Source organism: Pseudomonas sp. TNT2022 ID642, assembly GCF_028656995.1.
GTDB lineage: Bacteria > Pseudomonadota > Gammaproteobacteria > Pseudomonadales > Pseudomonadaceae > Aquipseudomonas.
The window spans coordinates 24,509-51,119 of sequence record NZ_JAMDGW010000014.1 but is presented as its reverse complement, the minus strand read 5'-3'; the positions used below and the strand labels follow the sequence as shown (position 1 = coordinate 51,119).

Annotated in this window: 22 protein-coding genes; 1 reads left to right on the top strand and 21 read right to left on the bottom strand. The window is 59.4% G+C overall.

Annotated elements, in window-relative coordinates; all coding sequences use genetic code 11:
* Window positions 1-3: 3 nt before the first annotated feature.
* The 21 genes from nuoM to M5G26_RS14340 form a co-directional block, all read right to left on the bottom strand.
* Window positions 4-1,536 carry an NADH-quinone oxidoreductase subunit M gene (gene nuoM / locus M5G26_RS14440; RefSeq protein WP_007920174.1) on the bottom strand — a complete coding sequence of 511 codons (1,533 nt, stop codon included), beginning with the start codon at window positions 1,534-1,536 and terminating at the stop codon, window positions 4-6.
* A gap of 39 nt (window positions 1,537-1,575) precedes the next feature.
* Window positions 1,576-3,429 carry an NADH-quinone oxidoreductase subunit L gene (nuoL, locus tag M5G26_RS14435; RefSeq protein ID WP_123376613.1) on the bottom strand — a complete coding sequence of 618 codons (1,854 nt, stop codon included), beginning with the start codon at window positions 3,427-3,429 and terminating at the stop codon, window positions 1,576-1,578.
* Window positions 3,426-3,734: an NADH-quinone oxidoreductase subunit NuoK gene (gene nuoK / locus M5G26_RS14430; protein ID WP_003223790.1), complete on the bottom strand. Its 309-nt coding sequence runs from the start codon at window positions 3,732-3,734 to the stop codon at window positions 3,426-3,428. The genes nuoL and nuoK overlap by 4 nt, the downstream gene beginning before the upstream one ends.
* A 3-nt stretch (window positions 3,735-3,737) precedes the next feature.
* Entirely contained in the window at window positions 3,738-4,238 is a 501-nt protein-coding gene (nuoJ, locus tag M5G26_RS14425) for an NADH-quinone oxidoreductase subunit J (RefSeq protein ID WP_007920176.1), read from the bottom strand.
* Between the two features lie 9 nt (window positions 4,239-4,247).
* Complete coding sequence (gene nuoI / locus M5G26_RS14420; protein ID WP_007920177.1) at window positions 4,248-4,796, bottom strand: NADH-quinone oxidoreductase subunit NuoI; 549 nt, start codon at window positions 4,794-4,796, stop codon at window positions 4,248-4,250.
* Between the two features lie 11 nt (window positions 4,797-4,807).
* On the bottom strand, window positions 4,808-5,815 hold the full coding sequence (gene nuoH / locus M5G26_RS14415) for an NADH-quinone oxidoreductase subunit NuoH (protein ID WP_007920179.1): 1,008 nt from the start codon (window positions 5,813-5,815) through the stop codon (window positions 4,808-4,810).
* Window positions 5,812-8,526, bottom strand: coding sequence for an NADH-quinone oxidoreductase subunit NuoG (gene nuoG / locus M5G26_RS14410; RefSeq protein WP_273915780.1), 2,715 nt, complete (start codon window positions 8,524-8,526; stop codon window positions 5,812-5,814). The genes nuoH and nuoG overlap by 4 nt, the downstream gene beginning before the upstream one ends.
* Before the next feature lie 136 nt (window positions 8,527-8,662).
* Window positions 8,663-10,018 (bottom strand): NADH-quinone oxidoreductase subunit NuoF, encoded by a 1,356-nt coding sequence (gene nuoF / locus M5G26_RS14405; protein ID WP_273915779.1) that lies wholly within the window; start codon window positions 10,016-10,018, stop codon window positions 8,663-8,665.
* The gene (gene nuoE, locus M5G26_RS14400; protein ID WP_007920186.1) at window positions 10,015-10,512 is read right to left on the bottom strand and encodes an NADH-quinone oxidoreductase subunit NuoE; all 498 of its coding nucleotides are present in this window, start codon (window positions 10,510-10,512) and stop codon (window positions 10,015-10,017) included. The genes nuoF and nuoE overlap by 4 nt, the downstream gene beginning before the upstream one ends.
* A gap of 2 nt (window positions 10,513-10,514) precedes the next feature.
* Entirely contained in the window at window positions 10,515-12,299 is a 1,785-nt protein-coding gene (gene nuoC, locus M5G26_RS14395; RefSeq protein WP_016987416.1) for an NADH-quinone oxidoreductase subunit C/D, read from the bottom strand.
* A gap of 74 nt (window positions 12,300-12,373) precedes the next feature.
* Window positions 12,374-13,048 (bottom strand): NuoB/complex I 20 kDa subunit family protein, encoded by a 675-nt coding sequence (locus tag M5G26_RS14390; RefSeq protein WP_003223809.1) that lies wholly within the window; start codon window positions 13,046-13,048, stop codon window positions 12,374-12,376.
* Between the two features lie 10 nt (window positions 13,049-13,058).
* The gene (locus M5G26_RS14385; RefSeq protein WP_003223812.1) at window positions 13,059-13,472 is read right to left on the bottom strand and encodes an NADH-quinone oxidoreductase subunit A; all 414 of its coding nucleotides are present in this window, start codon (window positions 13,470-13,472) and stop codon (window positions 13,059-13,061) included.
* 767 nt (window positions 13,473-14,239) lie between these two features.
* The gene (aceA, locus tag M5G26_RS14380) at window positions 14,240-15,565 is read right to left on the bottom strand and encodes an isocitrate lyase (protein ID WP_007920195.1); all 1,326 of its coding nucleotides are present in this window, start codon (window positions 15,563-15,565) and stop codon (window positions 14,240-14,242) included.
* Window positions 15,566-16,039: 474 nt separating this feature from the next.
* Window positions 16,040-16,801, bottom strand: coding sequence for a secretin N-terminal domain-containing protein (locus tag M5G26_RS14375; RefSeq protein ID WP_273915778.1), 762 nt, complete (start codon window positions 16,799-16,801; stop codon window positions 16,040-16,042).
* Window positions 16,802-17,034: 233 nt separating this feature from the next.
* Window positions 17,035-17,460 (bottom strand): GNAT family N-acetyltransferase, encoded by a 426-nt coding sequence (locus tag M5G26_RS14370; protein ID WP_150693917.1) that lies wholly within the window; start codon window positions 17,458-17,460, stop codon window positions 17,035-17,037.
* A complete protein-coding gene (locus M5G26_RS14365) occupies window positions 17,453-18,622 on the bottom strand; it encodes a ribosomal protein uL16 3-hydroxylase (protein WP_273915777.1) in 1,170 nt (389 codons plus the stop codon). Before M5G26_RS14365 ends, M5G26_RS14370 begins: the two co-directional genes overlap by 8 nt.
* An 86-nt stretch (window positions 18,623-18,708) precedes the next feature.
* Window positions 18,709-20,079, bottom strand: coding sequence for an adenylosuccinate lyase (purB, locus tag M5G26_RS14360; RefSeq protein ID WP_003223822.1), 1,371 nt, complete (start codon window positions 20,077-20,079; stop codon window positions 18,709-18,711).
* A 127-nt stretch (window positions 20,080-20,206) separates the two neighbouring features.
* Entirely contained in the window at window positions 20,207-20,830 is a 624-nt protein-coding gene (gene hflD, locus M5G26_RS14355) for a high frequency lysogenization protein HflD (RefSeq protein ID WP_273915776.1), read from the bottom strand.
* A complete protein-coding gene (gene mnmA / locus M5G26_RS14350; protein ID WP_134176557.1) occupies window positions 20,827-21,951 on the bottom strand; it encodes a tRNA 2-thiouridine(34) synthase MnmA in 1,125 nt (374 codons plus the stop codon). Before mnmA ends, hflD begins: the two co-directional genes overlap by 4 nt.
* A 59-nt stretch (window positions 21,952-22,010) precedes the next feature.
* On the bottom strand, window positions 22,011-22,457 hold the full coding sequence (locus M5G26_RS14345; RefSeq protein WP_038362629.1) for an NUDIX hydrolase: 447 nt from the start codon (window positions 22,455-22,457) through the stop codon (window positions 22,011-22,013).
* A gap of 167 nt (window positions 22,458-22,624) precedes the next feature.
* Window positions 22,625-24,850: an NADP-dependent isocitrate dehydrogenase gene (locus tag M5G26_RS14340; protein WP_038362626.1), complete on the bottom strand. Its 2,226-nt coding sequence runs from the start codon at window positions 24,848-24,850 to the stop codon at window positions 22,625-22,627.
* Window positions 24,851-25,331: 481 nt separating this feature from the next.
* Between M5G26_RS14340 and icd the strand changes: the two genes are divergently transcribed.
* A complete protein-coding gene (gene icd / locus M5G26_RS14335) occupies window positions 25,332-26,588 on the top strand; it encodes an NADP-dependent isocitrate dehydrogenase (RefSeq protein WP_007920207.1) in 1,257 nt (418 codons plus the stop codon).
* Window positions 26,589-26,611 lie beyond the last annotated feature (23 nt).

Below are 26,611 nucleotides of genomic sequence, written 5' to 3'. Positions count from 1 at the left end.
CTCTTACCGGGCCGAAGCGAGTTGAGTGAAGGCGGTGCCGAGCCACTGCTGCACGCCATGCATCGTGGCGGCAGACGTGTCGAGGAACGGTTGCGGGTAGACGCCGATGTAGATCAGCAACACCGCAAGGCCTAGCACCATGATCAGTTCGCGAGCGTCCATACCGTGCAGGATCGAATCCGATTTCGCCGGACCGAAGTAAGCACGGTGGATCATGATCAGCGAGTAGACCGAACCGAACACCAGACCGGACGTGGCAATTGCGGTGATCCACGGCCAGCTGGCGAAGGAGCCGATCAGGATCAGGAACTCACCGACAAAGTTACCGGTACCCGGCAGACCCAAAGAGGCGGCTGCAAAGAACAGGCTGATCGCCGGCAGGTAAGCGATACGCGACCACACACCGCCCATCTCACGCATGTCACGAGTGTGCAGACGCTCGTACAACTGACCGCTGAGGATAAACAGTGCCGCCGCCGACACACCGTGCGCCAGCATCTGGATTACTGCACCTTGCAGGGCCAGTTGGCTGCCGGAATAGATGCCGATCAACACGAAGCCCATGTGGGAAACGGACGAGAAGGCAATCAGACGCTTGATATCGGTTTGTGCGAAAGCAAGGAACGCACCGTAGAAGATCCCGATCAGACCGAGGGTCATGGCGATCGGCGCAAACTCGGCCGAAGCATTCGGGAACAGCGGCAGGGCGAAACGCAGCAGACCGTAAGCAGCGGTTTTCAGCAAGATACCGGCGAGGTCGACGGAACCGGCAGTCGGCGCCTGGGCGTGGGCATCAGGCAACCACGAGTGGAACGGAACCACTGGCAGCTTGACCGCGAAGGCGATGAAGAAGCCGAGCATCAGGATGTACTCGGTGGTCATCGACATCTTGGTTTTCAACAGGTCGGCGTAGTTGAAGGTAATCACGCCAGTGTTGTTGAAGTTGACCAGCACCAGACCGAGGATCGCCACCAGCATGATCAGGCCGGAAGCCTGAGTGAAGATGAAGAACTTGGTCGCCGCGTAGATCCGGGTTTTCTTGCCGTCCGAAGAACTGTGACCCCAGAGCGCGATGAGGAAGTACATCGGCACCAGCATCATTTCCCAGAAGAAGAAGAACATGAACAGGTCGAGGGCGAGGAACACGCCGACAACGCCGCCCAGGATCCACATCAGGTTCAGGTGGAAGAAGCCAACGTGACGTTGAATCTCTTTCCACGAGCAGAGTACCGAGAGGATACCCAGCAGACCGGTCAGCAGGATCATCAACAGCGACAGGCCGTCGAGGGCCAGGTGCACGTTGATGCCGAAGCGCTGGATCCAGACATGCTTGAACTCAAGCGCCCAGGTCGGATCGGCGCCAGGCGCCGGTGCAAATGAATAGTCACCGTGGGCCCACAGCCAGAGGCCGAGGGCGAGTTCCAGGGTCATGGTCAACAGCGCAATCCAGCGGGGGAGGGTAGCGCCGAAGCGCTCACCCATCCAGCACAGCAGGCCGCCGATGAAGGGGATCAGGATTAGCCAAGGCAGAATCATGACGGGCTCGTTTCCTTTCGCAAATTCGCAAGGTTCATATCAGACCGCTACCAGCACGATGGCGCCAATGACCAGCACGGCACCAGCAGCCATCGAAGCAGCGTACCAACGCAGTTGACCGGTCTCGGTGCGGCTCAGGGCAGTGTGACCACCCTTGGCCATACGCGGGATCAGACCGATGGTCTGGTCGAGCGGGTCTTTGCGCAGTACGTGGCTGATCGCCAGGTAAGGCTTGACGAACAGTTTGTCGTAGATCCAGTCGAAGCCCCAGGCAGCGAACCACCAGGCCGAAAGGAAACGGCCGATGCCGCTGTTGGCGATCGCCGTGACGAAGCGACGCTTGCCGAGGAACAGCAGCGCTGCCAGCAGGATACCGGCCAGGGCAATGGCGCCCGAGGCGATTTCCAGACTGTGCTTGGCTTCGCCACCGGCATGGCCAACGCTTTCTGGCAGAACGCCGTGCAGCGGTGGCACGATCATGGCGCCGACGAAAGTCGACAGTACGATCAGCACCGACAGTGGCAGCCAGTGCGAGATGCCGTGACCAGCGTGGGCTTCAGTCTTGGCTTCACCGTGGAACGTGATGAAGATCAGGCGGAAGGTGTACAGCGAAGTCATGAACGCGCCGACCAGACCTGCGTAAAGCAGACCGTGGTTGCCGCTGGCGAACGCTTCCCAAAGGATTTCGTCCTTGGAGTAGAAGCCGGCGGTGACCAGTGGCAGAGCGGCGAGGGCGGCACCACCAACGATGAAGCTGGCGTAGGCCAGTGGCAGTTTTTTCCACAGACCGCCCATCTTGAAGATGTTCTGCTCGTGGTGGCAGGCAACGATCACCGCACCGGAAGCAAGGAACAACAGGGCCTTGAAGAAGGCGTGGGTCATCAGGTGGAAAATCGCGCCATCCCAGGCGCCAACGCCCAGCGCCAGGAACATGTAGCCGATCTGACTCATGGTCGAGTAGGCGAGGATACGTTTGATGTCGGTCTGTACCAGAGCGGCGAAACCTGCGAGAACCAGCGTCACACCACCAACTATGCCCACCAGGTGGAGGATTTCCGGCGCCAGGGTGAACAGACCGTGGGTACGGGCGATCAGGTAGACACCGGCAGTAACCATCGTCGCGGCGTGGATCAGTGCCGAAACCGGAGTCGGGCCAGCCATCGCGTCCGCGAGCCAGGTTTGCAGTGGCAGTTGTGCCGATTTACCGACCGCACCACCCAACAGCATCAGAGTCGCCAAGGTGATCCAGAAGTCGCCGACCTGGAATTTCTGCGGTGCCAGCACCAGCAGTTCCTGGATGTTCAGCGTGCCCACTTGCTGGAACAGGATGAACAGGCCGATGGCCATGAACACGTCGCCGATCCGGGTCACGATGAAGGCCTTGAGAGCGGCGTTACCGTTGTTGCGGTTGCTGTAGTAGAAACCGATCAACAGGTACGAGCACAGGCCCACGCCTTCCCAGCCGAAGTACAGGAACAACAGGTTATCGCCGAGCACCAGGAACAGCATGCTGGCGATAAACAGGTTGGTGTACGAGAAGAAGCGCGAGTAGCCCGCTTCACCGCGCATGTACCAGGACGCGAACAGGTGGATCAGGAAACCGACGCCAACGACCACGCCGAGCATGGTGATCGACAGGCCGTCGATGTAGAGGGCGAAGTCAGGCTTGAAGCCTTCGACCGCCATCCACTTCCACAACACCAGGGTGTAGTGACCGCCTTCCGGTGGCGCGACGTTGAATTGCCAGATGACGTAGGCGGCGACAATCGCCGACAAGCCAATGGAACCCACGCCGATCAGCGCCGAGAGGTTTTCCGACCAGCGTCCACGGGAGAACGACAGCAGCAGGAAACCGATCAGAGGGAATACGAAAGTCAGAAAGATAAGATTCATCCGCGCATCTCACTGGCAGCGTCGATATCGAGCGTGTGGAAGCGGCGATACAGTTGCAGCAGGATCGCCAGACCAATACTGGCCTCGGCGGCTGCAAGGCTGATCACCAGAATGAACATGATCTGTCCATCCGGCTGGCCCCAACGGGCGCCTGCAACAATGAACGCCAGTGCAGAGGCGTTCATCATCACTTCCAGACTCATCAACACGAACAAAATGTTGCGGCGGACCATCAGGCCGACCAGACCAAGGCAGAACAGGATGCCGGCAACGGCCAATCCATGTTCGAGAGGGATAGCAGGCATGTCTTACTCCTTCGCCTCGTTACGGCCCAAATGGAACGCCGTGACGGCTGCAGCGAGCAGCAGCATCGAGGCGAGTTCGACCACCAGAAGGTACGGGCCGAACAGGCTGATGCCCACGGCTTTCGCGTCTACGGTGGTGTGGCCGATGGCCTGGCCGCTCTGGTGAGCGAACAGCACATACAGCAGTTCGGCCAGCAGCAGCGCGGCGAGAATCACCGGACCGGCCCAGATGCCGGGCTTGAGCCAGACGCGTTCTTGCTGAACCGAGGCCGGGCCCAGGTTCAGCATCATCACCACGAACACGAACAGCACCATGATGGCGCCAGCGTAAGCGATCACTTCCAGCACGCCGGCGAACGGTGCGCCGAGTGCGAAGAAGGTCATGGCCACGGCGATCAACGAGATGATCAGGTAGAGCAGGGCATGCACAGGGTTGGTGTTGGTGACTACGCGAAGCGTGGACACAACAGCGATACCCGATGCGAAATAGAAAGCGAATTCCATCGTTCTTCCTTAAGGCAGCAAGCTCTTCACGTTGATCGGTTCGGCTTCGTTCTGCGCGGAGCCTTTCGGCTTGCCAGCGATTGCCATACCTGCAACACGATAGAAGTTGTAATCAGGGTTTTTGCCGGGGCCGGAGATCAACAGATCTTCTTTCTCGTACACCAGGTCCTGACGTTTGAACTCGGCCATCTCGAAATCCGGAGTCAGTTGGATCGCGGTGGTCGGACAGGCTTCCTCGCAGAGACCGCAGAAAATGCAGCGCGAGAAGTTGATACGGAAGAAGTCCGGGTACCAGCGACCGTCTTCGGTTTCAGCTTTCTGCAGCGAGATGCAACCCACCGGACAAGCCACGGCGCACAGGTTGCAGGCTACGCAACGCTCTTCGCCATCGGGGTCGCGGGTCAGGACGATGCGACCACGGTAGCGTGGTGGCAGGTAGACCGCCTCTTCCGGGTATTGCAGGGTGTCGCGCTTGCGAAAGCCATGGCCGAAGACCATGACCAGGCTGCGCAACTGGGTACCAGTACCCTTAACGATGTCGCCAATATATTTGAACATGGGTCAAATCCTCACTGAACCGCGACTGCAGGCGTGTTCCACAACACGACCGCAGCGGTCACCAGCAAATTGATCAGGGTCAGTGGCAGGCAGAATTTCCAGCTGAAATCCATCACCTGGTCATAACGCGGACGCGGGATGGAAGCGCGCAGCAGGATGAACAGCATGATGAAGAACGCGGTCTTCAGTGCGAACCAGACGAAGGCCAGTTGCGGCAAGATGCCGAACGGACCGTGCCAGCCACCGAAGAACAGGGTGACCAGCAGCGCCGAGATCAGGATGATGCCGATGTATTCACCGACGAAGAACATGCCCCATTTCATACCGGCGTATTCAATGTGGTAACCGTCGGCCAGTTCCTGTTCCGCTTCCGGCTGGTCGAACGGGTGACGGTGAGTCACGGCGACGCCAGCGATGAAGAAAGTACAGAAGCCGAAGAACTGCGGAATGATGAACCACAGGTTCTGCGCCTGGTACTCGACGATGTCGCGCATGTTGAACGAGCCGACCTGGACCACGATGCCCATCAGGGCCAGGCCCATGAACACTTCGTAGGACACGGTCTGCGCCGACGCACGCAAGCTGCCGAGCAGGGCGAACTTGTTGTTACTCGACCAGCCGGCGAACAACACCGCGTAGACCGACAGACCGGCCATGGCGAAGAAGAACAGCAGGCCGATGTTCAGATCCGCGACGCCCCAGGTCGGGGTGATCGGGATGATCGCAAAGGCGATCAGCAGGGCGGACATGGCCACCACCGGTGCCAGGGTGAAAATCACCTTGTCGGCGAACGGCGGGGTCCAGTCTTCCTTGAAGAACATCTTCAGCATGTCGGCGGCGATCTGGAACATACCGAACGGGCCAACGCGGTTCGGACCGTAACGGTCCTGCCACCAGCCCAGCAGGCGACGTTCGACAAAGCTGAGCAACGCGCCTGCAACCACAACGGCCAGCAGAATCACGATGGCTTTGACGACCGAGAGGATCACATCGATCACTTCAGGGGTGAACCAGGTCATTGCGCTGCCTCCTGCAGACCGTCGACGGATACGCCGGCGAATGCCGGTGGAATGCCAGCGATGCCCGCAGGCAATGCCACCAGACCGGCGCCCAGTTCTTCATTGATGCGCAGCGGCAGACGCAGGGTCTGACCGGCCACGTTCAGGCTCAGCAGGGCACCGTCGTTGACGCCGAGACGATCCGCTTCCGACTTGGCCAGAGCCACGTATGGAGCCGGAATGCGCTCTTGAACCGGTGCGGCTTTCGAAGAGTTTTCTTCGCTGCCGAACAGGTGGAAGAACGGCACGGCTTGCCAGGTGCCCGGCGCCGGGTTGAATGCGCGCGGTGCTGCAGCGAACCAGTTCAGCGAATCACCGGTGCTTTCGATCAGGCGAGTGCCCGGGTCGCCGGCACGGATGTGGCCACCGACTTCGTCCTGGAACTTGTTCCACGCTTGTGGCGAGTTCCAGCCCGGCGACCATGCAAATGGCACCTGCTGACGCGGTTCGGCAGAGCCCGAGTAACCTTCCATGGAGAAGGCGAACGCGGTGTCTTTGTCTTGCGGGGTGCGTGGTTCGTGAACGCTGATGTCGGCGCGCATCGCGGTGCGACCGGAGTAACGCAGCGGCTCACGCGCCAGTTTCAGACCCTTGATGCGGAACGCGGCGGACGGTGCAGCGTCGACGATACGCGCCAGTTGCTCGGTGCTCGAAGCAACGGCAGCGGTGACGTGGTCGAGTTGCGTCCAGTCGATCGGCTGGTTCAGCAGGGTCGCGCGCAGGGCGTGCAGCCAGCGCCAGCCTTCATGAACCAGGATGCTCGCGTCCATGTATTGCGGGTCGAAAACCTGGAAGAAGCGCTGGGCGCGACCTTCCTGGCTGACCAGCGTACCGTCGCCTTCAGCGAAGCTGGCGGCTGGCAGAACCAGATGCGCGCGATCGCTGGTAGCCGTCTTCTGATGGTCAGCAACGATCACCACTTGCGCAGCGTTCAGTGCAGCATCGACTTTTTCTTTGGCGGTGCGGGTGTACAGATCGTTTTCCAGCACGACGATGGCGTCGGCCTTGCCGTCGATCACAGCTTGCAGCGCCGCGTCGACCGATTCGCCACCGAGCATGGCCAGGCCAAGGCTGTTGGCTTCCGGCACGATCAGGCTGATCGAACCGTTCTTCTCGCGCAGCTTCAGGGCTTTGGCGATGTTCGCAGCGGCTTCGATCAAGGCTTTGGAGCCCAGCGAAGTACCGGCGATGATCAGCGGACGTTTTGCAGCGAGCAGGGCGTCAGCGATGCGCTTGGCCAGTTCCAGTGCTTCAGCGTCCAGACCTTCAACGGCCGGGGCGCTGGCGTCCAGTGCGTGGGCAACGGCAAAACCGATGCGCGCCAGATCGTCAGGCGCGGCGTGTACGCATTCTTCAGCGATGTCGTCGAGCTTGGTTTCCGCCAGGCTGGCGATGAACAGTGGGTTCAGCGCGTGCTGACCGATGTTCTTCACCGCAGCGTCGAGCCAAGGCTGAACGCGCATGGCTTCGGCCATGTCTTCAGCCTTGCCTTTGACCGATTGACGCAGCGACAGCGCCACACGGGCGGCGGTCTGGGTCAGGTCTTCACCGAGGACGAAAATCGCGTCGTGGTCTTCGATGTCGCGCATGTTCGGCACTGGCAACGGGCTGTCTTTCAGCACTTGCAGGACCAGACGGATGCGCTCCAGTTCGGAGGCTTCGATACCCGAGTAGAAGTGCTCGGCGCCAACCAGTTCGCGCAACGCATAGTTGCTTTCGAGGCTGGCGCGCGGCGAACCGATACCGACGATGTTGCGACCGCGCAGCAGGTCAGCGGCTTTATCCAGCGCGGCATCCAGACCGAGCTTGGTGCCGTCGGCCAGCAGCGGCTGACGTGGACGGTCGGTGCGGTTGACGTAGCCATAACCGAAACGGCCACGGTCGCACAGGAAGTACTGGTTCACCGAACCGTTGAAACGGTTTTCGATGCGACGCAGTTCGCCGTAACGCTCGCCCGGAGAGATGTTGCAACCGCTCGAGCAGCCATGGCAGATGCTCGGCGCGAACTGCATGTCCCACTTGCGGTTGTAGCGCTCGGAGTGAGTCTTGTCGGTGAACACGCCGGTCGGGCAGACCTCGGTGAGGTTGCCTGAGAACTCGCTTTCGAGGGTGCCGTCTTCAACGCGACCGAAGTACACGTTGTCGTGGGCGCCGAACACACCGAGGTCGGTGCCGCCAGCGTAATCCTTGTAGAAACGCACGCAGCGGTAGCAAGCGATGCAGCGGTTCATTTCGTGGGAAATGAACGGCCCCAGTTGCTGGTTCTGGTGGGTGCGTTTGGTGAAGCGATAACGGCGCTCGTTGTGGCCGGTCATCACGGTCATGTCTTGCAGGTGGCAATGACCGCCTTCTTCGCACACAGGGCAGTCGTGCGGGTGGTTGGTCATCAGCCATTCGACAACACTGGCGCGGAACGCCTTGGATTCTTCATCTTCGATGGAGATCCAGGTGTTGTCGGTGGCAGGGGTCATGCAGGACATGACGATGCGACCACGGGTGTCGTTCTCGTCGGTGTACTGCTTGACCGCGCACTGGCGGCAAGCCCCGACGCTACCGAGCGCGGGGTGCCAGCAGAAATAAGGGATGTCGAGGCCCAGCGACAGACATGCCTGTAACAGGTTGTCTGCCCCGTCGACTTCGAGCGCTTTGCCGTCTACGTGGATAGTGGCCATGGTTCAAAGGTCTTCGTTGGCCCGGTGTCAGCGGGCGTGGCTAATGGAATCTTGTTATCCGTCCGAATCCAGTCAGCCCCGAAAGGCGTCATCGGACGAAAGGCGAAGGGCACGGACCCTTCGCCTTTTTAAGCGTTTACGCGCCGATTACGATCGGCCTTGCCAGAGGCGGGACGGCGACGCTGACTGGCGCGATACCGGCTTCGAACTCTGGACGGAAGTATTTGATGGCACTGCCCAACGGCTCCACGGCACCCGGTGCGTGAGCACAGAAGGTTTTGCCTGGGCCGAGGAAGTTGACCAGACCCAGCAGGGTCTCGATGTCGCCTGGCTGACCGCGGCCTTGTTCGATGGCCATCAAGAGCTTGACGCTCCATGGCAAGCCATCGCGGCATGGGGTGCAGAAACCGCACGACTCGCGAGCGAAGAACTGCTCCATGTTGCGCAGCAAGGAGACCATGTTGACGCTGTCGTCCACCGCCATGGCCAGGCCGGTACCCATACGGGTGCCCACTTTGGCGATGCCGCCGGCATACATTTGCGCGTCGAGGTGTTCTGGCAGGAGGAAACCGGTACCGGCGCCACCTGGCTGCCAGGCCTTGAGTTTGAAACCGTCGCGCATGCCGCCGGCGTAGTCTTCGAACAACTCTCGACCAGTGACGCCGAATGGCAGTTCCCACAGGCCCGGGTTTTTCACTTTGCCGGAGAAGCCCATGAGCTTGGTGCCCATGTCTTCGCTGCCTTCGCGGGCCAACGATTTGTACCAGTCCACGCCGTCGGCAATGATCGCCGGCACGTTGCACAGGGTTTCCACGTTGTTCACACAAGTCGGCTTGCCCCACACGCCGACGGCGGCAGGGAAGGGCGGCTTGGAGCGCGGGTTGGCGCGGCGGCCTTCGAGGGAGTTGATCAGCGCGGTTTCTTCACCGCAGATGTAACGCCCGGCGCCGGTGTGGACGAACAGCTCGAAATCGAAGCCGCTGCCCAGAATGTTCTTGCCCAGCAGGCCCGCAGCCTTGGCTTCTTCCACGGCACGGTTGAGGTGCTTGGCGGCGGTGGTGTATTCGCCACGCAGGAAGATGTAGCCACGGTAGGTTTTCAGCGCGCGAGCACTGATCAGCATGCCTTCGATCAGTAGATGGGGCAGTTGCTCCATCAGCATGCGGTCTTTCCAGGTGTTCGGCTCCATTTCATCCGCGTTGCACAGCAGGTAGCGGATGTTGATGGATTCGTCTTTGGGCATCAGGCCCCACTTCACGCCAGTGGGGAAGCCTGCACCGCCGCGACCTTTGAGGCCGGCGTCTTTCACGGTCTGGACGATGGCGTCCTGATCCATGTCGGCGAAGGCTTTGCGCGCAGCGGCGTAACCGTTCTTGGCCTGGTACTCGTCGAGCCACACGGCTTCGCCGTCATCGCGCAGACGCCAGGTCAGCGGGTGAGTCTCGGCCGAACGCTGAATGCGGTTGGCAGGACCGAAAGATGTCAGGGTCATACGTAGCCCTCGAGCAGTTTGGCGACGCCAGCAGGCTGCACATCACCAAAGGTGTCGTCGTCGATCATCAGCGCCGGTGCCTTGTCGCAGTTGCCGAGGCAGCAGACAGGCAGCAGGGTGAAACGACCGTCGGTGGTGGTCTGACCCAGGCCGATGCCCAGATTGTTCTGGATTTCGCTGACCACCGACTCGTGGCCGCCGATGTAGCAGACCATGCTGTCGCAGACGCGAATGATGTGACGGCCAACCGGCTGACGGAAAATCTGGCTATAGAACGTCGCCACACCTTCAACGTCGCTGGCCGGGATGCCGAGGATCTCGCCGATCGCGTACAGGGCGCCATCCGGCACCCAGCCGCGTTCTTTCTGAACGATCTTCAGGGCTTCGATCGACGCCGCGCGCGGGTCTTCGTAGTGATGCAGCTCGTGCTCGATGGCCGAGCGCTCGGTTTCACTCAAGGTGAAACGGTCTGTCTGGATAAGCGTGCTGTTCATGCTTAGCGGTCCACGTCGGCCATAACGAAATCGATACTACCCAGGTACGCAATCATGTCCGCGACCATGCTGCCTTTGATCACCGAAGGGATCTGTTGCAGATGCGGGAAGCTTGGAGTGCGGATCCGGGTACGGTAGCTCATGGTGCCGCCGTCGCTCGTCAGGTAATAACTGTTGATGCCCTTGGTCGCTTCGATCATCTGGAAGGATTCGTTGGCCGGCATGACCGGGCCCCACGAAACTTGCAGGAAGTGCGTGATCAAGGTTTCGATGTGCTGCAGCGTGCGTTCTTTCGGCGGCGGCGTGGTCAGCGGGTGATCCGCCTTGTACGGGCCTTCCGGCATGTTGCGCATGCACTGGTCGATGATCTTGATGCTCTGGCGCATTTCTTCGACGCGAACCATGCAGCGGTCGTAGGCATCGCCGTTGGCAGCCAGCGGTACTTCGAACTCGAAGTTTTCGTAGCCGGAGTACGGACGCGCTTTACGCAGGTCGAAATCGCAACCGGTCGAACGCAGGCCAGCACCGGTGACACCCCATTCCAGGGCTTCTTTGGTGTTGTACTGGGCAACGCCGATGGTACGGCCCTTGAGAATGCTGTTCTGCAGGGCAGCCTTGGTGTATTCGTCGAGGCGTTTTGGCAGCCATTCAACGAAGTCTTTCACCAGTTTTTCCCAGCCGCGCGGCAGGTCGTGGGCGACGCCACCGATGCGGTACCAGGCCGGGTGCAGACGGAAACCGGTGATGGCTTCAATCACCGTGTACGCCTTCTGGCGGTCGGTGAAGGTGAAGAACACCGGGGTCATCGCACCAACGTCCTGGATGTAAGTCCCGAGGAACAGCAGGTGGCTGGTGATCCGGAAGAACTCGGCCATCATGATGCGGATGACGTCGACCTTCTCAGGCACTTTGATGCCGGCCAGCTTCTCGACCGAGAGCACGTACGGCAGGTTGTTCATCACGCCGCCGAGGTAGTCGATACGGTCGGTGTACGGAATGAAGCTGTGCCACGACTGACGCTCGGCCATCTTCTCGGCACCACGGTGGTGGTAACCGATGTCCGGCACGCAGTCGACGATCTCTTCACCGTCCAGTTGCAGAATGATGCGGAACGCACCGTGCGCCGAAGGGTGGTTCGGGCCAAGGTTGAGGAACATGTAGTCCTCGTTCGGGCCGGAGCGCTTCATGCCCCAGTCTTCAGGACGGAAGCGCGCGGCTTCTTCCTCAAGCTGTTGCTTGGCGAGGTTGAGGCTGTACGGATCGAATTCGGTGGCGCGCGCCGGGAAGTCCTTGCGCAGCGGGTGACCTTCCCAGGTCGGCGGCATCATGATGCGCGACAGGTGCGGGTGGCCTTTGAAGTCGATACCGAACATGTCCCAGACTTCACGCTCGTACCAGTTGGCGTTCGGCCAGATGCTGGTGACGGTCGGTAAGCTGAGGTCGCTCTCGGACAAGGCGACCTTGATCATCACGTCACTATTACGCTCCAGCGACATGAGGTGATAGAACACGGTGAACTCGGCGTCGCTCGGCAGCCCTTGACGCTTGGTGCGCAGACGCTCGTCCACGCCGTGCAGGTCATAGAGCATGACGTACGGCTTGGGCAGGTTACGCAGGAAAGTCAGGACTTCGACGAGTTTGGCACGCGCCACCCACAGCACCGGCATGCCGGTGCGGGTCGGCTGGGCGGTGAACGCCTCCGGGCCAAAACGGTTGTTCAATTCAACGACCACATCCTGGTCGTCTGCCTTATAAGGCGGGATGTACAGAGCGCTGCCTGTAGTCATGGTTATTTTTTCGCTTTCGGTCAACGTAAAGAATGAAGCCAGCTTCTCGTTTCTTTTGTAAGAACAGATCTGGATCAGACTTCGTCAGGGCTGCGCAGGTTGGTGACTGCGATTCGCTGTTCGCGGCGCTGTTCCTTCTGCGAAGGCATGTCGGCGCGATAAACGCCTTGATCACCAACGACCCAGGAAAGCGGACGACGCTCCTGTCCAATCGATTCCTGCAACAGCATCAAGCCTTGCAGAAATGCTTCCGGACGGGGCGGGCAGCCAGGTACGTAGACGTCCACGGGCAGGAACTTGTCCACCCCTTGAACCACAGAGTAGATGTCGTACATGCCGCCGGAGTTAGCGCACGAACCCATGGAGATAACCCACTTCGGCTCGAGCATCTGCTCGTAGAGACGCTGGATGATCGGCGCCATCTTGATGAAGCAGGTACCGGCGATAACCATGAAGTCGGCCTGACGCGGCGATGCCCGGATAACTTCGGCGCCAAAGCGCGCGATGTCGTGGGGCGCCGTGAAGGCGGTGGTCATTTCCACGTAGCAGCACGACAAACCGAAGTTGTACGGCCACAGGGAGTTCTTACGTCCCCAGTTGACCGCGCCACTCAGCACGTCTTCCAGCTTGCCCATGAAAATGTTTTTGTGGACTTGATCTTCTAACGGATCGGAAACGGTTTCCCGTTCGCCAATCGGATATTGCTCGTTAGGAGCATCGGGGTCGATCCTGGTGAGATTGTATTGCATTGCCAAAGCCTCATTGTTTCAGCTTCGCCTGCCGCTTGCGACGAGCTTCCGGAGCCCAGTCAAGGGCGCCCACTCGGAACAGGTAGACAAGACCTGCCAACAGAATTGCTATGAAAACGAGAGCTTCGACGAATCCGGTCCAGCCGCTTTCGCGGACGGACACAGACCATGCAAAGAGAAAGAGGGCTTCGATATCGAAGATCACGAAGAGCATCGCGACCAGATAGAATTTGGCTGAGAGCCGCAAGCGGGCGCCACCGGTAGGTAGCATGCCCGACTCGAACGGTTCGTTTTTGCTGCGGCCCCAGGCTTTTGACCCAAGGAGGCTGGAGACGCCAAGCATGAAGGCACACAGGCCGACGACACCCAGAAGGAAAATGGCAAAGCCCCAGTTGTGGGCCATGAGTCCTGTCGCTTCGGGCATGCTGGTAATCCTTAACAGAGAGCAAAGGTCTCTGAGCTTGATAAAGAAATAGGCAGTGACGATATGTCGCAGCAATCAATCGCGCTGATTTTATGGCTAAACACCCTGCAAGTAAAATTCCTATAGCGAAATTATTTATTGGAATAAGGACATAGCGCATCTCCAATGCCCTGCAGCCCATGCGTTGCGGGCATTAGGCGGGTTTATGCAAATAATGTTTTGTAGGGAATGTAACGAACATAGTTGCGGCTAAATGATAATTGATATCGTTTGGAGTGGTTTTGTAACTGTTTAACGGGATGTCAGTTGGGAAGTTGTCTTACTTGCACGTTACTGCAAGTAGCGACGGCGCCCGTTTTAGCGGATTTTTCTGACGGATGTACCGCGCTGGATCAATGTTTTCTCTCCCGGGCTGAAGAGAAAACCTGTGGGAGCGAGCCTGCTCGCGAAAGCGGTGGGTCAGTCACCACGTGTGCAAGCTGGCACAACGCATTCGCGAGCAGGCTCGCTCCCACAAGGTTTCGTGGCGCTTGGGAGGTCTTGAACCCAACACATGCTCCCTGTAGGAGCTGCCGAAGGCTGCGATCTTTTGATCTTGTCTTTTAAAAGCAAAATCAAAAGATCGCAGCCTTCGGCAGCTCCTACAGGGGAGGGTGTGTTTTCCGGGCGCAAAAAAAACGCCCCGAACCAGTCGGGGCGTCAGTTTTGCGGCTCTGCGGTTAGCTTTCTATACGATCCGCAAAGGCCGTTTGCTCAGCGAAGCCGAATCAGTGGAACTGTTCTTCTTCAGTCGAACCGGTCAGTGCGGTGACCGACGACGAGCCACCTTGAATCACAGTGGTCATGTCGTCGAAGTAGCCGGTGCCCACTTCCTGCTGGTGAGCCACGAAGGTGTAACCCTTGGCGGCGTCAGCGAATTCCTGCTCTTGCAGCTTCACGTAGGCAGTCATGTCGTTGCGGGCGTAGTCGTGCGCCAGGTTGAACATGCTGTGCCACATGTTGTGAATGCCGGCCAGGGTGATGAACTGGTGCTTGTAACCCATGGCGGACAGTTCGCGCTGGAACTTGGCGATGGTCGCGTCGTCGAGGTTTTTCTTCCAGTTGAAGGAAGGCGAGCAGTTGTACGACAGCAGTTGGTCCGGGTATTCCTTTTTGATCGCTTCAGCGAAGCGACGAGCCTCGTCCAGATCCGGCTTGGCGGTTTCGCACCAGATCAGGTCGGCGTACGGCGCATAAGCCAGGCCACGGGCGATGGCTTGATCGAGGCCGGCACGAACCTTGTAGAAGCCTTCCTGAGTGCGCTCGCCAGTCACGAACGGCTGGTCGTACGGGTCGCAGTCGGAAGTCAGCAGGTCAGCAGCGTTGGCGTCGGTACGGGCCAGGATGATGGTCGGGGTACCGGCAACGTCAGCCGCCAGACGCGCAGCGGTCAGCTTCTGTACGGCTTCCTGAGTCGGAACCAGTACTTTGCCGCCCATGTGACCACACTTCTTCACGGAAGCCAGTTGGTCTTCGAAGTGAACGCCAGCGGCGCCTGCTTCGATCATGCTCTTCATCAGCTCGTAAGCGTTCAGAACGCCGCCGAAACCGGCTTCAGCGTCAGCCACGATCGGCGCGAAGTAGTCGATGTAGCCATCGTCGCCCGGGTTCTTGCCGGCTTTCCACTGGATCTGGTCAGCACGACGGAACGAGTTGTTGATGCGCTTGACCACGGTTGGCACCGAGTCCACCGGGTACAGCGACTGGTCCGGGTACATGGATTCAGCGGAGTTGTTGTCCGCAGCCACTTGCCAGCCCGACAGGTAGATTGCCTGGATACCGGCTTTAACCTGTTGAACAGCCTGGCCGCCGGTCAGGGCGCCCATGCAGTTGACGAAATCTTTCTCAGGACGGAAGGACGGCTTGGCACCCTGGGTGACCAGGTTCCACAGCTTGTCGGCGCCCATTTTTGCAAAGGTGTGCTCAGGTTGAACCGAGCCACGCAGACGGACGACGTCAGCAGCGGAGTAAGTGCGTGTCACGCCTTTCCAGCGCGGGTTTTCAGCCCAGTCTTTTTCGAGGGCTGCAATTTGCTGTTCGCGTGTCAGTGCCATGGAGATAAACCTCGTCGCGTCTTTTATGAAAAGTTGTTCTGCGGTGGAAAATTCCTGCGCTCGCTGACCAGAAGCTTAGGTGGTCAAGTCGGATTCGGCGGGGTAGGCGACGGGATGAACGATGGGCTCGAGGGGAAGTGAGCAGGTAGTGGCGGACTGCGGGCGCATTCGGGCGTCGTGGGCCTCTATACGGTCTACAGTGTGATGCCGGGTTACCTAAATACGCTTCCGTCCCTCGGGACAACTTCGTTCCAGTCGGCAACCTCGTCAAACACACCTTGTGGGCGGTACAGACACGAAGCGGTTCGCGGGGTAGGTGCGAACATCGCTTCGAAGGCCCTTGCCAGGGCCTCTGATTAGCGGGAGCGAGGCCATCATGCCTTCGCTTTTTTACCCCGTCAAACGTTTTGTAGTGCTTTTTTTCAAGCACTACATCTTTCGTCTAATACGACTAATCAGTCAGTTTTCGGTGCTTTAGTCCAAGGCGTCGACTTTCACCCGCAAGGTCATGTCGTCCCGGCCTTGAGTCGAGTAGCTGCGGGTCAGGCCCTGTTTGTCGGCCTGAGTCTGGCGATTGACGCCAGCGAGGGTGATCCACTCGCCGAGGCGCCCGCTGACAGTTGTGTCGGTGCTTTGCACGTTCACTACATCGGGACGTTCCTGGCTCATGCGGTCACGGTTGGTACTGATCGCCAGATGAACGATGTCGCCGGTGACGCTGGCGGTGACATAGAAACCCTGGGTGACGTTGCGGTATTGGGTCTGGCTGTTGTAACCGCCGTAGGAATCGCTCTGAACATTGGTGATCGGTACGCTTTGGCCGACTTGAATCAGCGCGGGCATGCCATCGGTGGCCTGAACTTGCTGGACGCCGCCTTCGCGGCTGGTGGTGCTGCGGCTGATGATGCGGGTCTGATTCGGCTGAGCGCCGTTGACCGAATAACCTTCGTCGCCACGGCCATTGTTTTCATTGGTGTCGACGGTGATCAGCAAGCGCTTGGGCGCAGTGTCCAGTTGGGTGATCAGCGCCTTGAGTTCCTGAATCTTGTCCGGCTCGGCCTTGATGATCAGCTGGTTGCCGTAGGCGCTGACCTGACCGTCCTTGCCGAGGAAGTCTTGCGCCATCGGCAGCATGTCGGCGCTGGTGCGGTAATTAAGGGGCACGATTTCTGTGGCTGCCATCACCGAAAAACTGCAACCGAGCAGCAGGGTGGTGAGCAGGGTGCGTAGGGACATGTCCGTTATCTCCGCTTTCGAAAGGCTTGATATTGCCAGTTTGTCGGCCTGGGGTGGGGCAAGTTGAATCGTAGACAGCAAAACGCCCCGGCATCGGTTGATGTCGGGGCGTGATCGTTCCCACGCTCTGCGTGGGAATGCAGCCAGTGACGCTCTGCGTCACATGCCGCAAGGGGCGCGGAGCGTCCCGAGAGGCATTCCCACGCAGAGCGTGGGAACGATCAGGGCGGGGCTCAGGCCGAATGCCGAACCATGTCGACATGCGGAATCCCGGCTTCGAGGAATTCCTCACTGACCAGTTTGAAACCCAAGCGCTCATAGAACGCCGTGGCCTGCACCTGAGCGCTGAGCATCTGCTGCTTCAAACCACGTTCTTCAGCTTCGGCGATCACCGCTTGCATCAGCGCATCACCGACCTTCATCCCGCGCCAGTCTTTCAGCACCGAAACCCGGCCAATGTGCCCGTCGGGCAACAAGCGCGCAGTGCCAATCGGAAAGTCGCCTTCAAACGCCAGAAAATGCACGGCGGTCGCGTCATCCGCGTCCCATTCCAGCTCGGGTGGCACCGATTGTTCGGCGATGAACACCGTTTCACGAATGCGCCGGATCTCGGCGATGTCCTTCTGCCAGTCTGCGACACGTACGCGAATCTTATTCATCGGCGAACCCCAGGCTCCCTTGCTTGACCAACTGGCACAGCAGGCCGCAAGCGTCTTCGTCGTTCAGCCACTCACCGAGGTTGTCAGTGTGCAGGGCGTCAGCGGCGCAGATCAGCTTCAGCAGTTCGCGCAGTTTGCCCGGCAGGTAACGGCTCTGGCCGCTGGCGAACAGCAGCAGGTCGTCATCGACTTCCGACCAGGCCAAGCGCGCACTCGGGTTGCGGATCAGGATGGCGCCATCCTGCAGGGCAGCGAGGAAGTCTTCTTCTTCGATTTCTTCCGGGCCAGCCACCAGTTCCGGATAACGCGGCTCGGTCATGTACTGGCCGAACCAGGTCAGCAGCAGACGCTCGTCGCTCATGTGCTCAGCGAGCAGGGCTTTCAGGCGATCCAGTGCATCGTGTTGAATCTGGTGTGGATCGGCTGCTGGCTGCGCGTCGGCATCGGTGTAGCGCTCTTCGTCAGTCAGGAACTGGCTGAGGAAGTCGGTGAAGTGAGTCAGCACTTCGGAAGCGCTTGGTGCGCGGAAGCCGACCGAGTAGGTCATGCAGTTGTGGACCGCGACACCGCAGTGAGCCAGACGCGGCGGCAGGTAGAGCATGTCGCCCGGTTCCAGCACCCACTCTTCGGTCTCGTGGAATTCGGCGAGGATGCGCAGATCGGCGTGTTGCAACAGCGGGCTCTCGGAGTCGCACATCTGGCCGATTTTCCAGTTGCGCTTGCCGTGGCCTTGCAGGAGGAACACGTCGTAGTTGTCGAAGTGCGGACCAACGCTGCCACCCGGGGCGGCGAAGCTGATCATCACGTCATCGACGCGCCAGCTCGGCAGGAAGCGGAAATTTTCCAGCAGTTCGCTGACTTCCGGGACGAATTGGTCGACGGCCTGAACCAGCAGGGTCCACTCTTTTTCCGGCAGTTTGCTGAATTCGTCTTCAGCGAACGGGCCGCGACGCAGTTCCCATGGACGCTCGCCGTGCTCGATCACCAGGCGCGATTCGACTTCTTCTTCCAGGGCCAGGCCGGCCAGTTCGTCGGCGTCGATCGGGCTTTCGAAGTCAGGAATCGCCTGACGGATCAGCAGTGGCTTTTTCTGCCAGTAGTCGCGCAGGAATTCGCGTGCAGTGAGGCCGCCCAGAAGTTGAAGAGGAATATCGGAATTCATATGTAACCTATTGAAAAAAAGCACTTTTCAGACGGGAATAAAAACGCCCGGCGCGGCCGGGCGTCTCAAACGGATCAAGCGGTCGATCAGATGCGTTTGGCTTGCGCTACAGCGTTGCCGATGTAGTTGGCCGGGGTCAGTTGCTTGAGCTCGGCTTTCGCTTCGGCAGGCATGTCCAGGCCATCGATGAAAGTCTGCAACGCTTCAGGGCTGATGCCCTTGCCGCGGGTCAGTTCTTTCAGCTTCTCGTACGGGTTTTCGATGTTGTAGCGGCGCATCACGGTCTGGATCGGCTCAGCCAACACTTCCCAGCAAGCGTCGAGGTCAGCGGCAATCTTCTGCTCGTTGAGCTCCAGTTTGCTGATGCCTTTGAGGCTGGCTTCGTAGGCGATCACGCTGTGGGCGAAGCCGACACCGAGGTTGCGCAGAACGGTGGAGTCGGTCAGGTCGCGCTGCCAGCGGGAGATCGGCAGTTTGCTCGCCAGGTGCTGGAACAATGCGTTGGCGATGCCCAGGTTGCCTTCGGAGTTTTCGAAGTCGATCGGGTTGACCTTGTGCGGCATGGTCGACGAGCCGATTTCGCCAGCGATGGTGCGCTGCTTGAAATAGCCCAGGGAGATGTAGCCCCAGATGTCACGGTCGAAGTCGATCAGGATGGTGTTGAAGCGCGCGATCGCGTCGAACAGCTCGGCGATGTAGTCGTGCGGTTCGATCTGCGTGGTGTACGGGTTGAAGCCCAGACCCAGCTCATCTTCGATGAAGGCGCGGGCATTGGCTTCCCAGTCGATCTGCGGATAGGCCGACAGGTGTGCGTTGTAGTTGCCGACAGCGCCGTTGATCTTGCCCAGCAGTGGAACGGCAGCGACCTGAGCGATCTGACGCTCGAGACGGTAAACCACGTTCGCCAGCTCTTTACCCAAAGTAGTCGGGGAGGCCGGTTGACCGTGGGTGCGCGACAGCATCGGCACGTCAGCGAAACGGATGGCCAGTTCGCGGATGGCGTTGGCGGTCTGGCGCATCAGCGGCAGCATCACGTCGTCACGGCCTTCGCGCAGCATCAGGGCGTGGGACAGGTTGTTGATGTCTTCGCTGGTGCAGGCAAAGTGGATGAACTCGCTGACCTTGGCCAGCTCCGGCAGCTTGGCCGCCTGCTCTTTGAGCAGGTATTCGATCGCTTTGACGTCGTGGTTGGTGGTGCGCTCGATCTCTTTGACGCGCTCGGCGTGCTCCAGCGAGAAGTTTTCAGCCAGTTCATTGAGAACGGCGTTGGCCTCGGCGGAGAAGGCTGGCACTTCAGGGATACCAGCGTGGGCGGCCAGGCGCTGGAGCCAGCGCACTTCAACCAGAACACGGGCACGGATCAGGCCGTACTCGCTGAAAATCGGGCGCAGGGCCTGGGTTTTGCCGGCGTAGCGGCCGTCAACAGGGGAAACCGCAGTGAGCGAAGAAAGCTGCATGGGGTGTTCTCGGACAGTCGGGCAACGAAATGGGGCGCGTATCATACATGAAAAAATCCGCCGGTCCGTTGCCAACTGACCGGCGTATTACGCGTTACAGACTACAAAGCTTTTATTGCGCGGCGTTTTACTCGCTGCGCATCAACGGATACAGCTCTTTGAGCAGCTTGCGCCGGCTGATCACCAGCTGCCAGCGATGGCCGCCGAGCTGTCGCCACAGGCGCGCCGAACGAATACCGGCAAGCAGCAGGGCGCGGATCTTCGACGCATTGCTCGGTTGCTGCAGGTTGCGCATGTCGCCGTGCACCTGAATGCGTTGGCGCAAGGTGCTCAGGGTGTCCTGATACAGCGCACCACAGGCAGCCACCACGTTCTCGTGGGCCGGGCCGAAATGCTCGACCTGCGACTGGATCTGCGGCAAGCGCTTGCCGATGATATCGAGCATGTCGTCACGTTTGGCCAGTTGACGCTCCAGGCCAAGCATCGACAGGGCATAACGCAGTGGTTCGCGCTGCAAGGTGCTCGGGTCGCGTTCGAGGGCGCCGATCAACGCTCGGTAACCTTCACGCAGATTGAGATCGTCGCCGCCGTACACGTCCAGCGTGTCCTTCGGATCGCGCACCAACAGGCTGCCGAGCATGCAGGTCAGGCCGGCTTCGCTGGTCTGGCCGGTCTTGGCGATCCGGTCGACCAGCACGGCGGCGAGAAAAACGCCGCCGAGCGCCGTCAGTTGCTCCTGAGTCGGGCTCATGCCTGGCCGCTCCACGGCTCGGCGACTTCGATCACGCCGCCGCCGAGGCAGATTTCACCGTCATAGAACACCACCGATTGGCCCGGCGTGACCGCGCGTTGCGGTTCATCGAACACGGCGCGGTAGCCGCTGGCGGTTTTTTCCAGGGTGCAGGCTTGATCGCTCTGGCGATAACGCACTTTCGCGGTCAGGCGCAGCGGCTGGCTCAGGTCGATCGGGTTGACCCAATAGATTTCCGAAGCGAGCAGGGCGCCGGAGAACAGCCATGGATGGTTGTTGCCCTGGCCGACGATCAGCTCGTTGCTGTCGAGATCCTTGCGCAGCACGTACCACGGCTCATCGCCAGCGTCTTTCAAACCGCCGATGCCTAGGCCCTGGCGCTGACCGATGGTGTGGTACATCAAGCCGTGGTGACGGCCGATGACTTCGCCTTCGGTGGTTTTGATCTCGCCCGGTTGCGCCGGCAGGTATTGCTTGAGGAAGTCGCTGAAGCGACGCTCGCCGATAAAGCAGATCCCGGTGGAATCCTTCTTCTTGGCGGTGGCCAGCTCGTATTTCTCGGCAATCGCCCGAACTTCTGGCTTTTCCAGTTCGCCGACCGGGAACAGGGTCTTGGCGATCTGTTCGCCGCCGACGGCGTGCAGGAAGTAGCTTTGATCCTTGTTCGGATCGAGGCCTTTGAGCAGTTCGGTACGACCATCAATGTCGCGGCGGCGCACGTAGTGACCGGTGGCGATCAGGTCGGCGCCGAGCATCATGGCGTAGTCGAGGAACGCCTTGAACTTGATCTCGCGGTTGCAGAGGATGTCCGGGTTCGGCGTGCGTCCGGCCTTGTATTCGGCCAGGAAGTGCTCGAACACATTGTCCCAGTACTCGGCGGCGAAGTTGGCGGTGTGCAGCTTGATACCGATTTTGTCGCAGACAGCCTGAGCATCTGCCAGGTCGTCCATGGCGGTGCAGTATTCCGTTCCGTCGTCTTCTTCCCAGTTCTTCATGAACAGGCCTTCCACTTCAAAGCCCTGCTCGATCAGCAGGAGAGCGGAAACGGAAGAGTCCACGCCGCCGGACATGCCGACAATGACGCGCTTCTTGGATGTGTCAGAAGGGGCTGGATCACGCATAGGGATTCAATGAGTGTCTTGAAAAAGGACGCGATTCTAGCAGGCTCGCGGCCTCAAGGCTAAAGAGAAGGGCGGATCAGTTCGAGGCTGAAGTGATGACCGGCCAGATAATCGTCGATGCAACGGATGATCAGCTCGCTGCGCCAGTTGTCGCGTTGAGCGATTAATTCGTCGCGGGTCAGCCACTTGGCGCCGACGATGCCATCGTCGAGCTGGTAATCCGCGTTGTGTTTTACCGCTTTGGCGCTGAAGCACACGCGCTGGTAAGTCACGCCGTTGCTTGGTGCGGTGTACAGGTAAATGCCGATGACGCCGGTGGGTTCAACGTCCCAGCCGGTTTCTTCGAGAGTTTCGCGGATGGCAGCGTCGATCAGGGTTTCGTCCGGGTCGAGATGGCCGGCGGGCTGGTTGAGCACGTTACGCCCGGCCTTGTGTTCCTCGACCATCAGGAAGCGACCGTTGTCCTCGACGATGGTGGCGACGGTGATGTGGGGGAGCCATTCCATGAGTCTTCCTCTGTAAAATTTTCGGTGCATTGAAGATCAAAAGATCGCAGCCTTCGGCAGCTCCTACAAGGATCAATGTAGGAGCTGCCGAAGGCTGCGATCTTTTGATCTTGAGCAGAAACACAAACCCCGGCACAGGGCCGGGGTTCGTTTACAGCGCTACAACCTTAAACCAGCGCAGCAATCGCCGCGTTGAGGGTTGCGCTTGGGCGCATTGCCTTGCTGATCAGCTCGGCATTGGCGTGGTAGTAACCGCCGATGTCGACTGGCTTGCCCTGAACGGCGTTGAGCTCGGCAACGATGGTTGCTTCGTTCTCGGTCAGAGTCTTGGCCAGAGTCGCGAACTGCGCTTGCAGTGCAGCGTCTTCAGTCTGGGCGGCCAGGGCCTGAGCCCAGTACATTGCCAGGTAGAAGTGGCTGCCGCGGTTGTCGATGTTGCCGACTTTGCGCGATGGCGACTTGTTGTTGTCGAGGAACTGGCCAGTGGCCTGGTCCAGGGTCTTCGACAGCACCAGTGCTTTCGGGTTGTTGTAGTTCACGCCCAGATGCTCAAGGGACGCTGCCAGTGCGAGGAACTCGCCCAGCGAATCCCAGCGCAGGAAGTTTTCTTCAACCAGTTGCTGCACGTGCTTCGGAGCCGAACCGCCGGCGCCGGTTTCGAACAGGCCACCGCCGTTCATCAGCGGCACGATCGACAGCATCTTGGCGCTGGTGCCCAGTTCCATGATCGGGAACAGGTCAGTCAGGTAGTCGCGCAGTACGTTGCCGGTCACCGAAATGGTGTCCTTGCCTTCGCGGGTGCGCTGCAGGGTGAACTTCATGGCGTCGACCGGCGCCATGATCTGGATGTCCAGACCGGTGGTGTCGTGATCCTTCAGGTAAGCCTGAACTTTCTCGATCACTACGCCATCGTGAGCGCGCATTGGGTCGAGCCAGAAGATCGCTGGAGTGCTGCTGGCGCGAGCACGGTTGACGGCCAGTTTGACCCAGTCCTGGATCGGCGCGTCTTTGGTCTGGCACATGCGGAAGATGTCGCCGGCTTCAACAGCCTGTTCCATCAGCAGGTTGCCCTTGCTGTCGGTGACGCGAACCACGCCGTCAGCCTTGATCTGGAAGGTCTTGTCGTGCGAGCCGTACTCTTCGGCTTTCTTCGCCATCAGGCCAACGTTTGGCACGCTGCCCATGGTGGTCGGATCGAAAGCGCCATTGGCTTTGCAATCTTCGATCACAGCCTGGTAGATGGTCGCGTAGCAACGATCCGGGATCACCGCCTTGGTGTCGTGCAGTTGACCGTCGGTGCCCCACATTTTGCCGGAGTCACGGATCATTGCTGGCATCGAGGCGTCGACGATCACGTCGCTCGGCACGTGCAGGTTGGTGATGCCTTTGTCGGAGTTGACCATCGCCAGCGATGGGCGAGCAGCGTAGACCGCTGCCATGTCAGCTTCGATCTGAGCTTGCTGCTCAGCCGGCAGGGCCTTGATGCGCGCGTACAGATCGCCGATGCCGTTGTTCAGGTTGAAGCCGATCTCGGCCAGCACGTCAGCGTGCTTGGTCAGGGCGTCTTTATAGAACTCGGCAACGATCTGGCCGAACATGATCGGGTCGGAGACCTTCATCATGGTCGCTTTCAGGTGAACCGAGAGCAGTACGCCTTGAGCCTTGGCGCTTTCGATTTCAGCAGCGATGAATGCGCGCAGGGCGTTTTTGCTCATCACGGCGCAGTCGAGGATCTCGCCGGCCTGAACGGTGGTTTTTTCTTTCAGAACGGTAGCAGTACCGTCCTTGGCGATCAGCTCGATCTTCACGGCGTCAGCGGCGTCGATCAGAGCAGCTTTTTCGCTGCCGTAGAAATCGCCGGTGCTCATGTGAGCGACGTGGGACTTGGAGTCTTTGGCCCAGGCGCCCATTTTGTGCGGGTGCTTGCGCGCATAGTTCTTGACCGACAGCGGAGCACGGCGGTCAGAGTTGCCTTCACGCAGAACCGGGTTCACGGCGCTGCCCTTGACCTTGTCGTAACGTGCCTTGGCATCTTTGTCGGCATCGCTGGTCACGGTTTCCGGGTAGTCCGGGAGGTTGTAACCCTGAGCTTGCAGCTCTTTGATCGCGGCTTGCAGCTGTGGCACCGAAGCGCTGATGTTCGGCAGCTTGATGATGTTGGCTTCAGGCGTAACGGCCAGGTCGCCCAGTTCGGCGAGGTGGTCGGCTACGGCTTTGTCGCCCAGTTGCTCGGGGAAGCTGGCCAGAATACGTGCTGCAAGAGAGATATCGCGGGTTTCCACGGCGATATCGGCCGAGGCGGTGTAAGCCTCGATGATCGGCAGCAGGGAATAGGTGGCGAGGGCTGGAGCTTCGTCGGTGAAGGTATAGATGATCTTCGAGCGGGTGGGCATATTCGGATTAACTCTCTCTTCTTTGCTAAAGCGTGCGCAGAAACTCGAGGGGCGCCGGGTAAGCGCGTTCGTTCAAAGTCATCCATGAACCGAATGTCGAGATTCTTCGCGGTGATGTTGGGTGCATCAGTAGAGCGTCAAGCAGTCAGGTTGCGGTAACAACCCGACCAATCAGGCGGAAAGTCTCGTGCTAGAGAGGCCAGCCGTCGTGACCCTGTGGTCAGCGGGCGGCATTATACATAGGTAGCTGGCAATCTGCCGATGGTTCATATGCAACGATTCTCGTCCATTGGTCTAAAGGTCGCAGGGCAGGGTGGGGCGTAGAGTCGTCGGGAATGCTTGAGTTTGGCGCTTTTCCCTTTGCTTTCAGGCTTGTACGAAACGAGATGTAGCCGCGCCACGAACAGAGGGTTTGCGTGTTGATTTAACTGGGTTACGCTCGAACCAAGCCAGATGTTCAATCCAAACAATGGAGTTCAGCATGGGTTACAAGAAGATTCAGGTTCCAGCCGTCGGCGACAAAATCACCGTCAATGCAGACCATTCTCTCAATGTTCCTGATAACCCGATCATCCCCTTCATCGAAGGTGACGGCATTGGTGTCGACATCAGCCCGGTGATGATCAAGGTTGTCGATGCTGCAGTTCAAAAGGCATACGGCGGTAAACGCAAGATTTCCTGGATGGAAGTCTACGCCGGGGAAAAAGCCACTCAGGTTTATGATCAGGACACCTGGCTGCCTCAGGAAACTCTCGATGCAGTCAAGGATTACGTGGTTTCCATCAAAGGCCCGCTTACCACTCCGGTCGGTGGCGGCATCCGCTCGCTGAACGTGGCCCTGCGTCAGCAACTCGACCTGTACGTCTGCCTGCGCCCGGTGCGCTGGTTCGAAGGCGTGCCAAGCCCGGTGAAAAAGCCTGGCGACGTCGACATGACCATCTTCCGCGAGAACTCCGAAGACATCTATGCCGGCATTGAGTGGAAGGCCGGTTCGCCGGAAGCCACCAAGGTCATCAAATTCCTTAAAGAAGAAATGGGCGTCACCAAGATCCGTTTCGACGAAAACTGCGGCATTGGCGTCAAGCCTGTTTCGCTGGAAGGCACCAAGCGTCTGGCGCGCAAGGCTCTGCAATATGTGGTCGATAACGACCGCGATTCGCTGACCATCGTGCACAAAGGCAACATCATGAAGTTCACCGAAGGTGCCTTCAAAGAGTGGGCCTACGAAGTGGCCGCCGAAGAATTCGGCGCGACCCTGCTCGACGGCGGCCCGTGGATGCAGTTCAAGAATCCGAAAACCGGCAAGAACGTTGTGGTCAAAGATGCCATCGCCGACGCCATGCTCCAGCAGATCCTGCTGCGCCCGGCAGAATACGATGTAATCGCGACCCTGAACCTGAACGGCGACTACCTTTCTGACGCCCTGGCGGCGGAAGTGGGCGGTATCGGTATCGCGCCGGGCGCCAACCTGTCCGACACCGTGGCGATGTTCGAAGCGACTCACGGTACTGCGCCGAAGTACGCCGGCAAGGATCAGGTGAATCCGGGTTCGCTGATTCTCTCGGCAGAAATGATGCTGCGCCACATGGGCTGGACGGAAGCGGCGGATTTGATCATCAAGGGCACCAACGGCGCTATCTCGGCCAAAACCGTGACCTATGACTTCGAACGACTGATGGACGGCGCCAAGCTGGTTTCGTCTTCGGGCTTCGGCGATGCGCTGATTTCGCATATGTAAAAACGCGGGCAGATAAAAACCGC

Bases quoted from the DNA above. Each gene is read 5' to 3' on its own strand.
- nuoM (WP_007920174.1), bottom strand. From the start codon at position 1,536: ATGATTCTGCCTTGGCTAATCCTGATCCCCTTCATCGGCGGCCTGCTG.
- nuoL (WP_123376613.1), bottom strand. From the start codon at position 3,429: ATGAATCTTATCTTTCTGACTTTCGTATTCCCTCTGATCGGTTTCCTG.
- nuoK (WP_003223790.1), bottom strand. From the start codon at position 3,734: ATGCCTGCTATCCCTCTCGAACATGGATTGGCCGTTGCCGGCATCCTG.
- nuoJ (WP_007920176.1), bottom strand. From the start codon at position 4,238: ATGGAATTCGCTTTCTATTTCGCATCGGGTATCGCTGTTGTGTCCACG.
- nuoI (WP_007920177.1), bottom strand. From the start codon at position 4,796: ATGTTCAAATATATTGGCGACATCGTTAAGGGTACTGGTACCCAGTTG.
- nuoH (WP_007920179.1), bottom strand. From the start codon at position 5,815: ATGACCTGGTTCACCCCTGAAGTGATCGATGTGATCCTCTCGGTCGTC.
- nuoG (WP_273915780.1), bottom strand. From the start codon at position 8,526: ATGGCCACTATCCACGTAGACGGCAAAGCGCTCGAAGTCGACGGGGCA.
- nuoF (WP_273915779.1), bottom strand. From the start codon at position 10,018: ATGACCCTGACATCTTTCGGTCCTGCCAACCGCATTCAGCGTTCGGCC.
- nuoE (WP_007920186.1), bottom strand. From the start codon at position 10,512: ATGAACAGCACGCTTATCCAGACAGACCGTTTCACCTTGAGTGAAACC.
- nuoC (WP_016987416.1), bottom strand. From the start codon at position 12,299: ATGACTACAGGCAGCGCTCTGTACATCCCGCCTTATAAGGCAGACGAC.
- M5G26_RS14390 (WP_003223809.1), bottom strand. From the start codon at position 13,048: ATGCAATACAATCTCACCAGGATCGACCCCGATGCTCCTAACGAGCAA.
- M5G26_RS14385 (WP_003223812.1), bottom strand. From the start codon at position 13,472: ATGCCCGAAGCGACAGGACTCATGGCCCACAACTGGGGCTTTGCCATT.
- aceA (WP_007920195.1), bottom strand. From the start codon at position 15,565: ATGGCACTGACACGCGAACAGCAAATTGCAGCCCTCGAAAAAGACTGG.
- M5G26_RS14375 (WP_273915778.1), bottom strand. From the start codon at position 16,801: ATGTCCCTACGCACCCTGCTCACCACCCTGCTGCTCGGTTGCAGTTTT.
- M5G26_RS14370 (WP_150693917.1), bottom strand. From the start codon at position 17,460: ATGAATAAGATTCGCGTACGTGTCGCAGACTGGCAGAAGGACATCGCC.
- M5G26_RS14365 (WP_273915777.1), bottom strand. From the start codon at position 18,622: ATGAATTCCGATATTCCTCTTCAACTTCTGGGCGGCCTCACTGCACGC.
- purB (WP_003223822.1), bottom strand. From the start codon at position 20,079: ATGCAGCTTTCTTCGCTCACTGCGGTTTCCCCTGTTGACGGCCGCTAC.
- hflD (WP_273915776.1), bottom strand. From the start codon at position 20,830: ATGAGCCCGACTCAGGAGCAACTGACGGCGCTCGGCGGCGTTTTTCTC.
- mnmA (WP_134176557.1), bottom strand. From the start codon at position 21,951: ATGCGTGATCCAGCCCCTTCTGACACATCCAAGAAGCGCGTCATTGTC.
- M5G26_RS14345 (WP_038362629.1), bottom strand. From the start codon at position 22,457: ATGGAATGGCTCCCCCACATCACCGTCGCCACCATCGTCGAGGACAAC.
- M5G26_RS14340 (WP_038362626.1), bottom strand. From the start codon at position 24,850: ATGCCCACCCGCTCGAAGATCATCTATACCTTCACCGACGAAGCTCCA.
- icd (WP_007920207.1), top strand. From the start codon at position 25,332: ATGGGTTACAAGAAGATTCAGGTTCCAGCCGTCGGCGACAAAATCACC.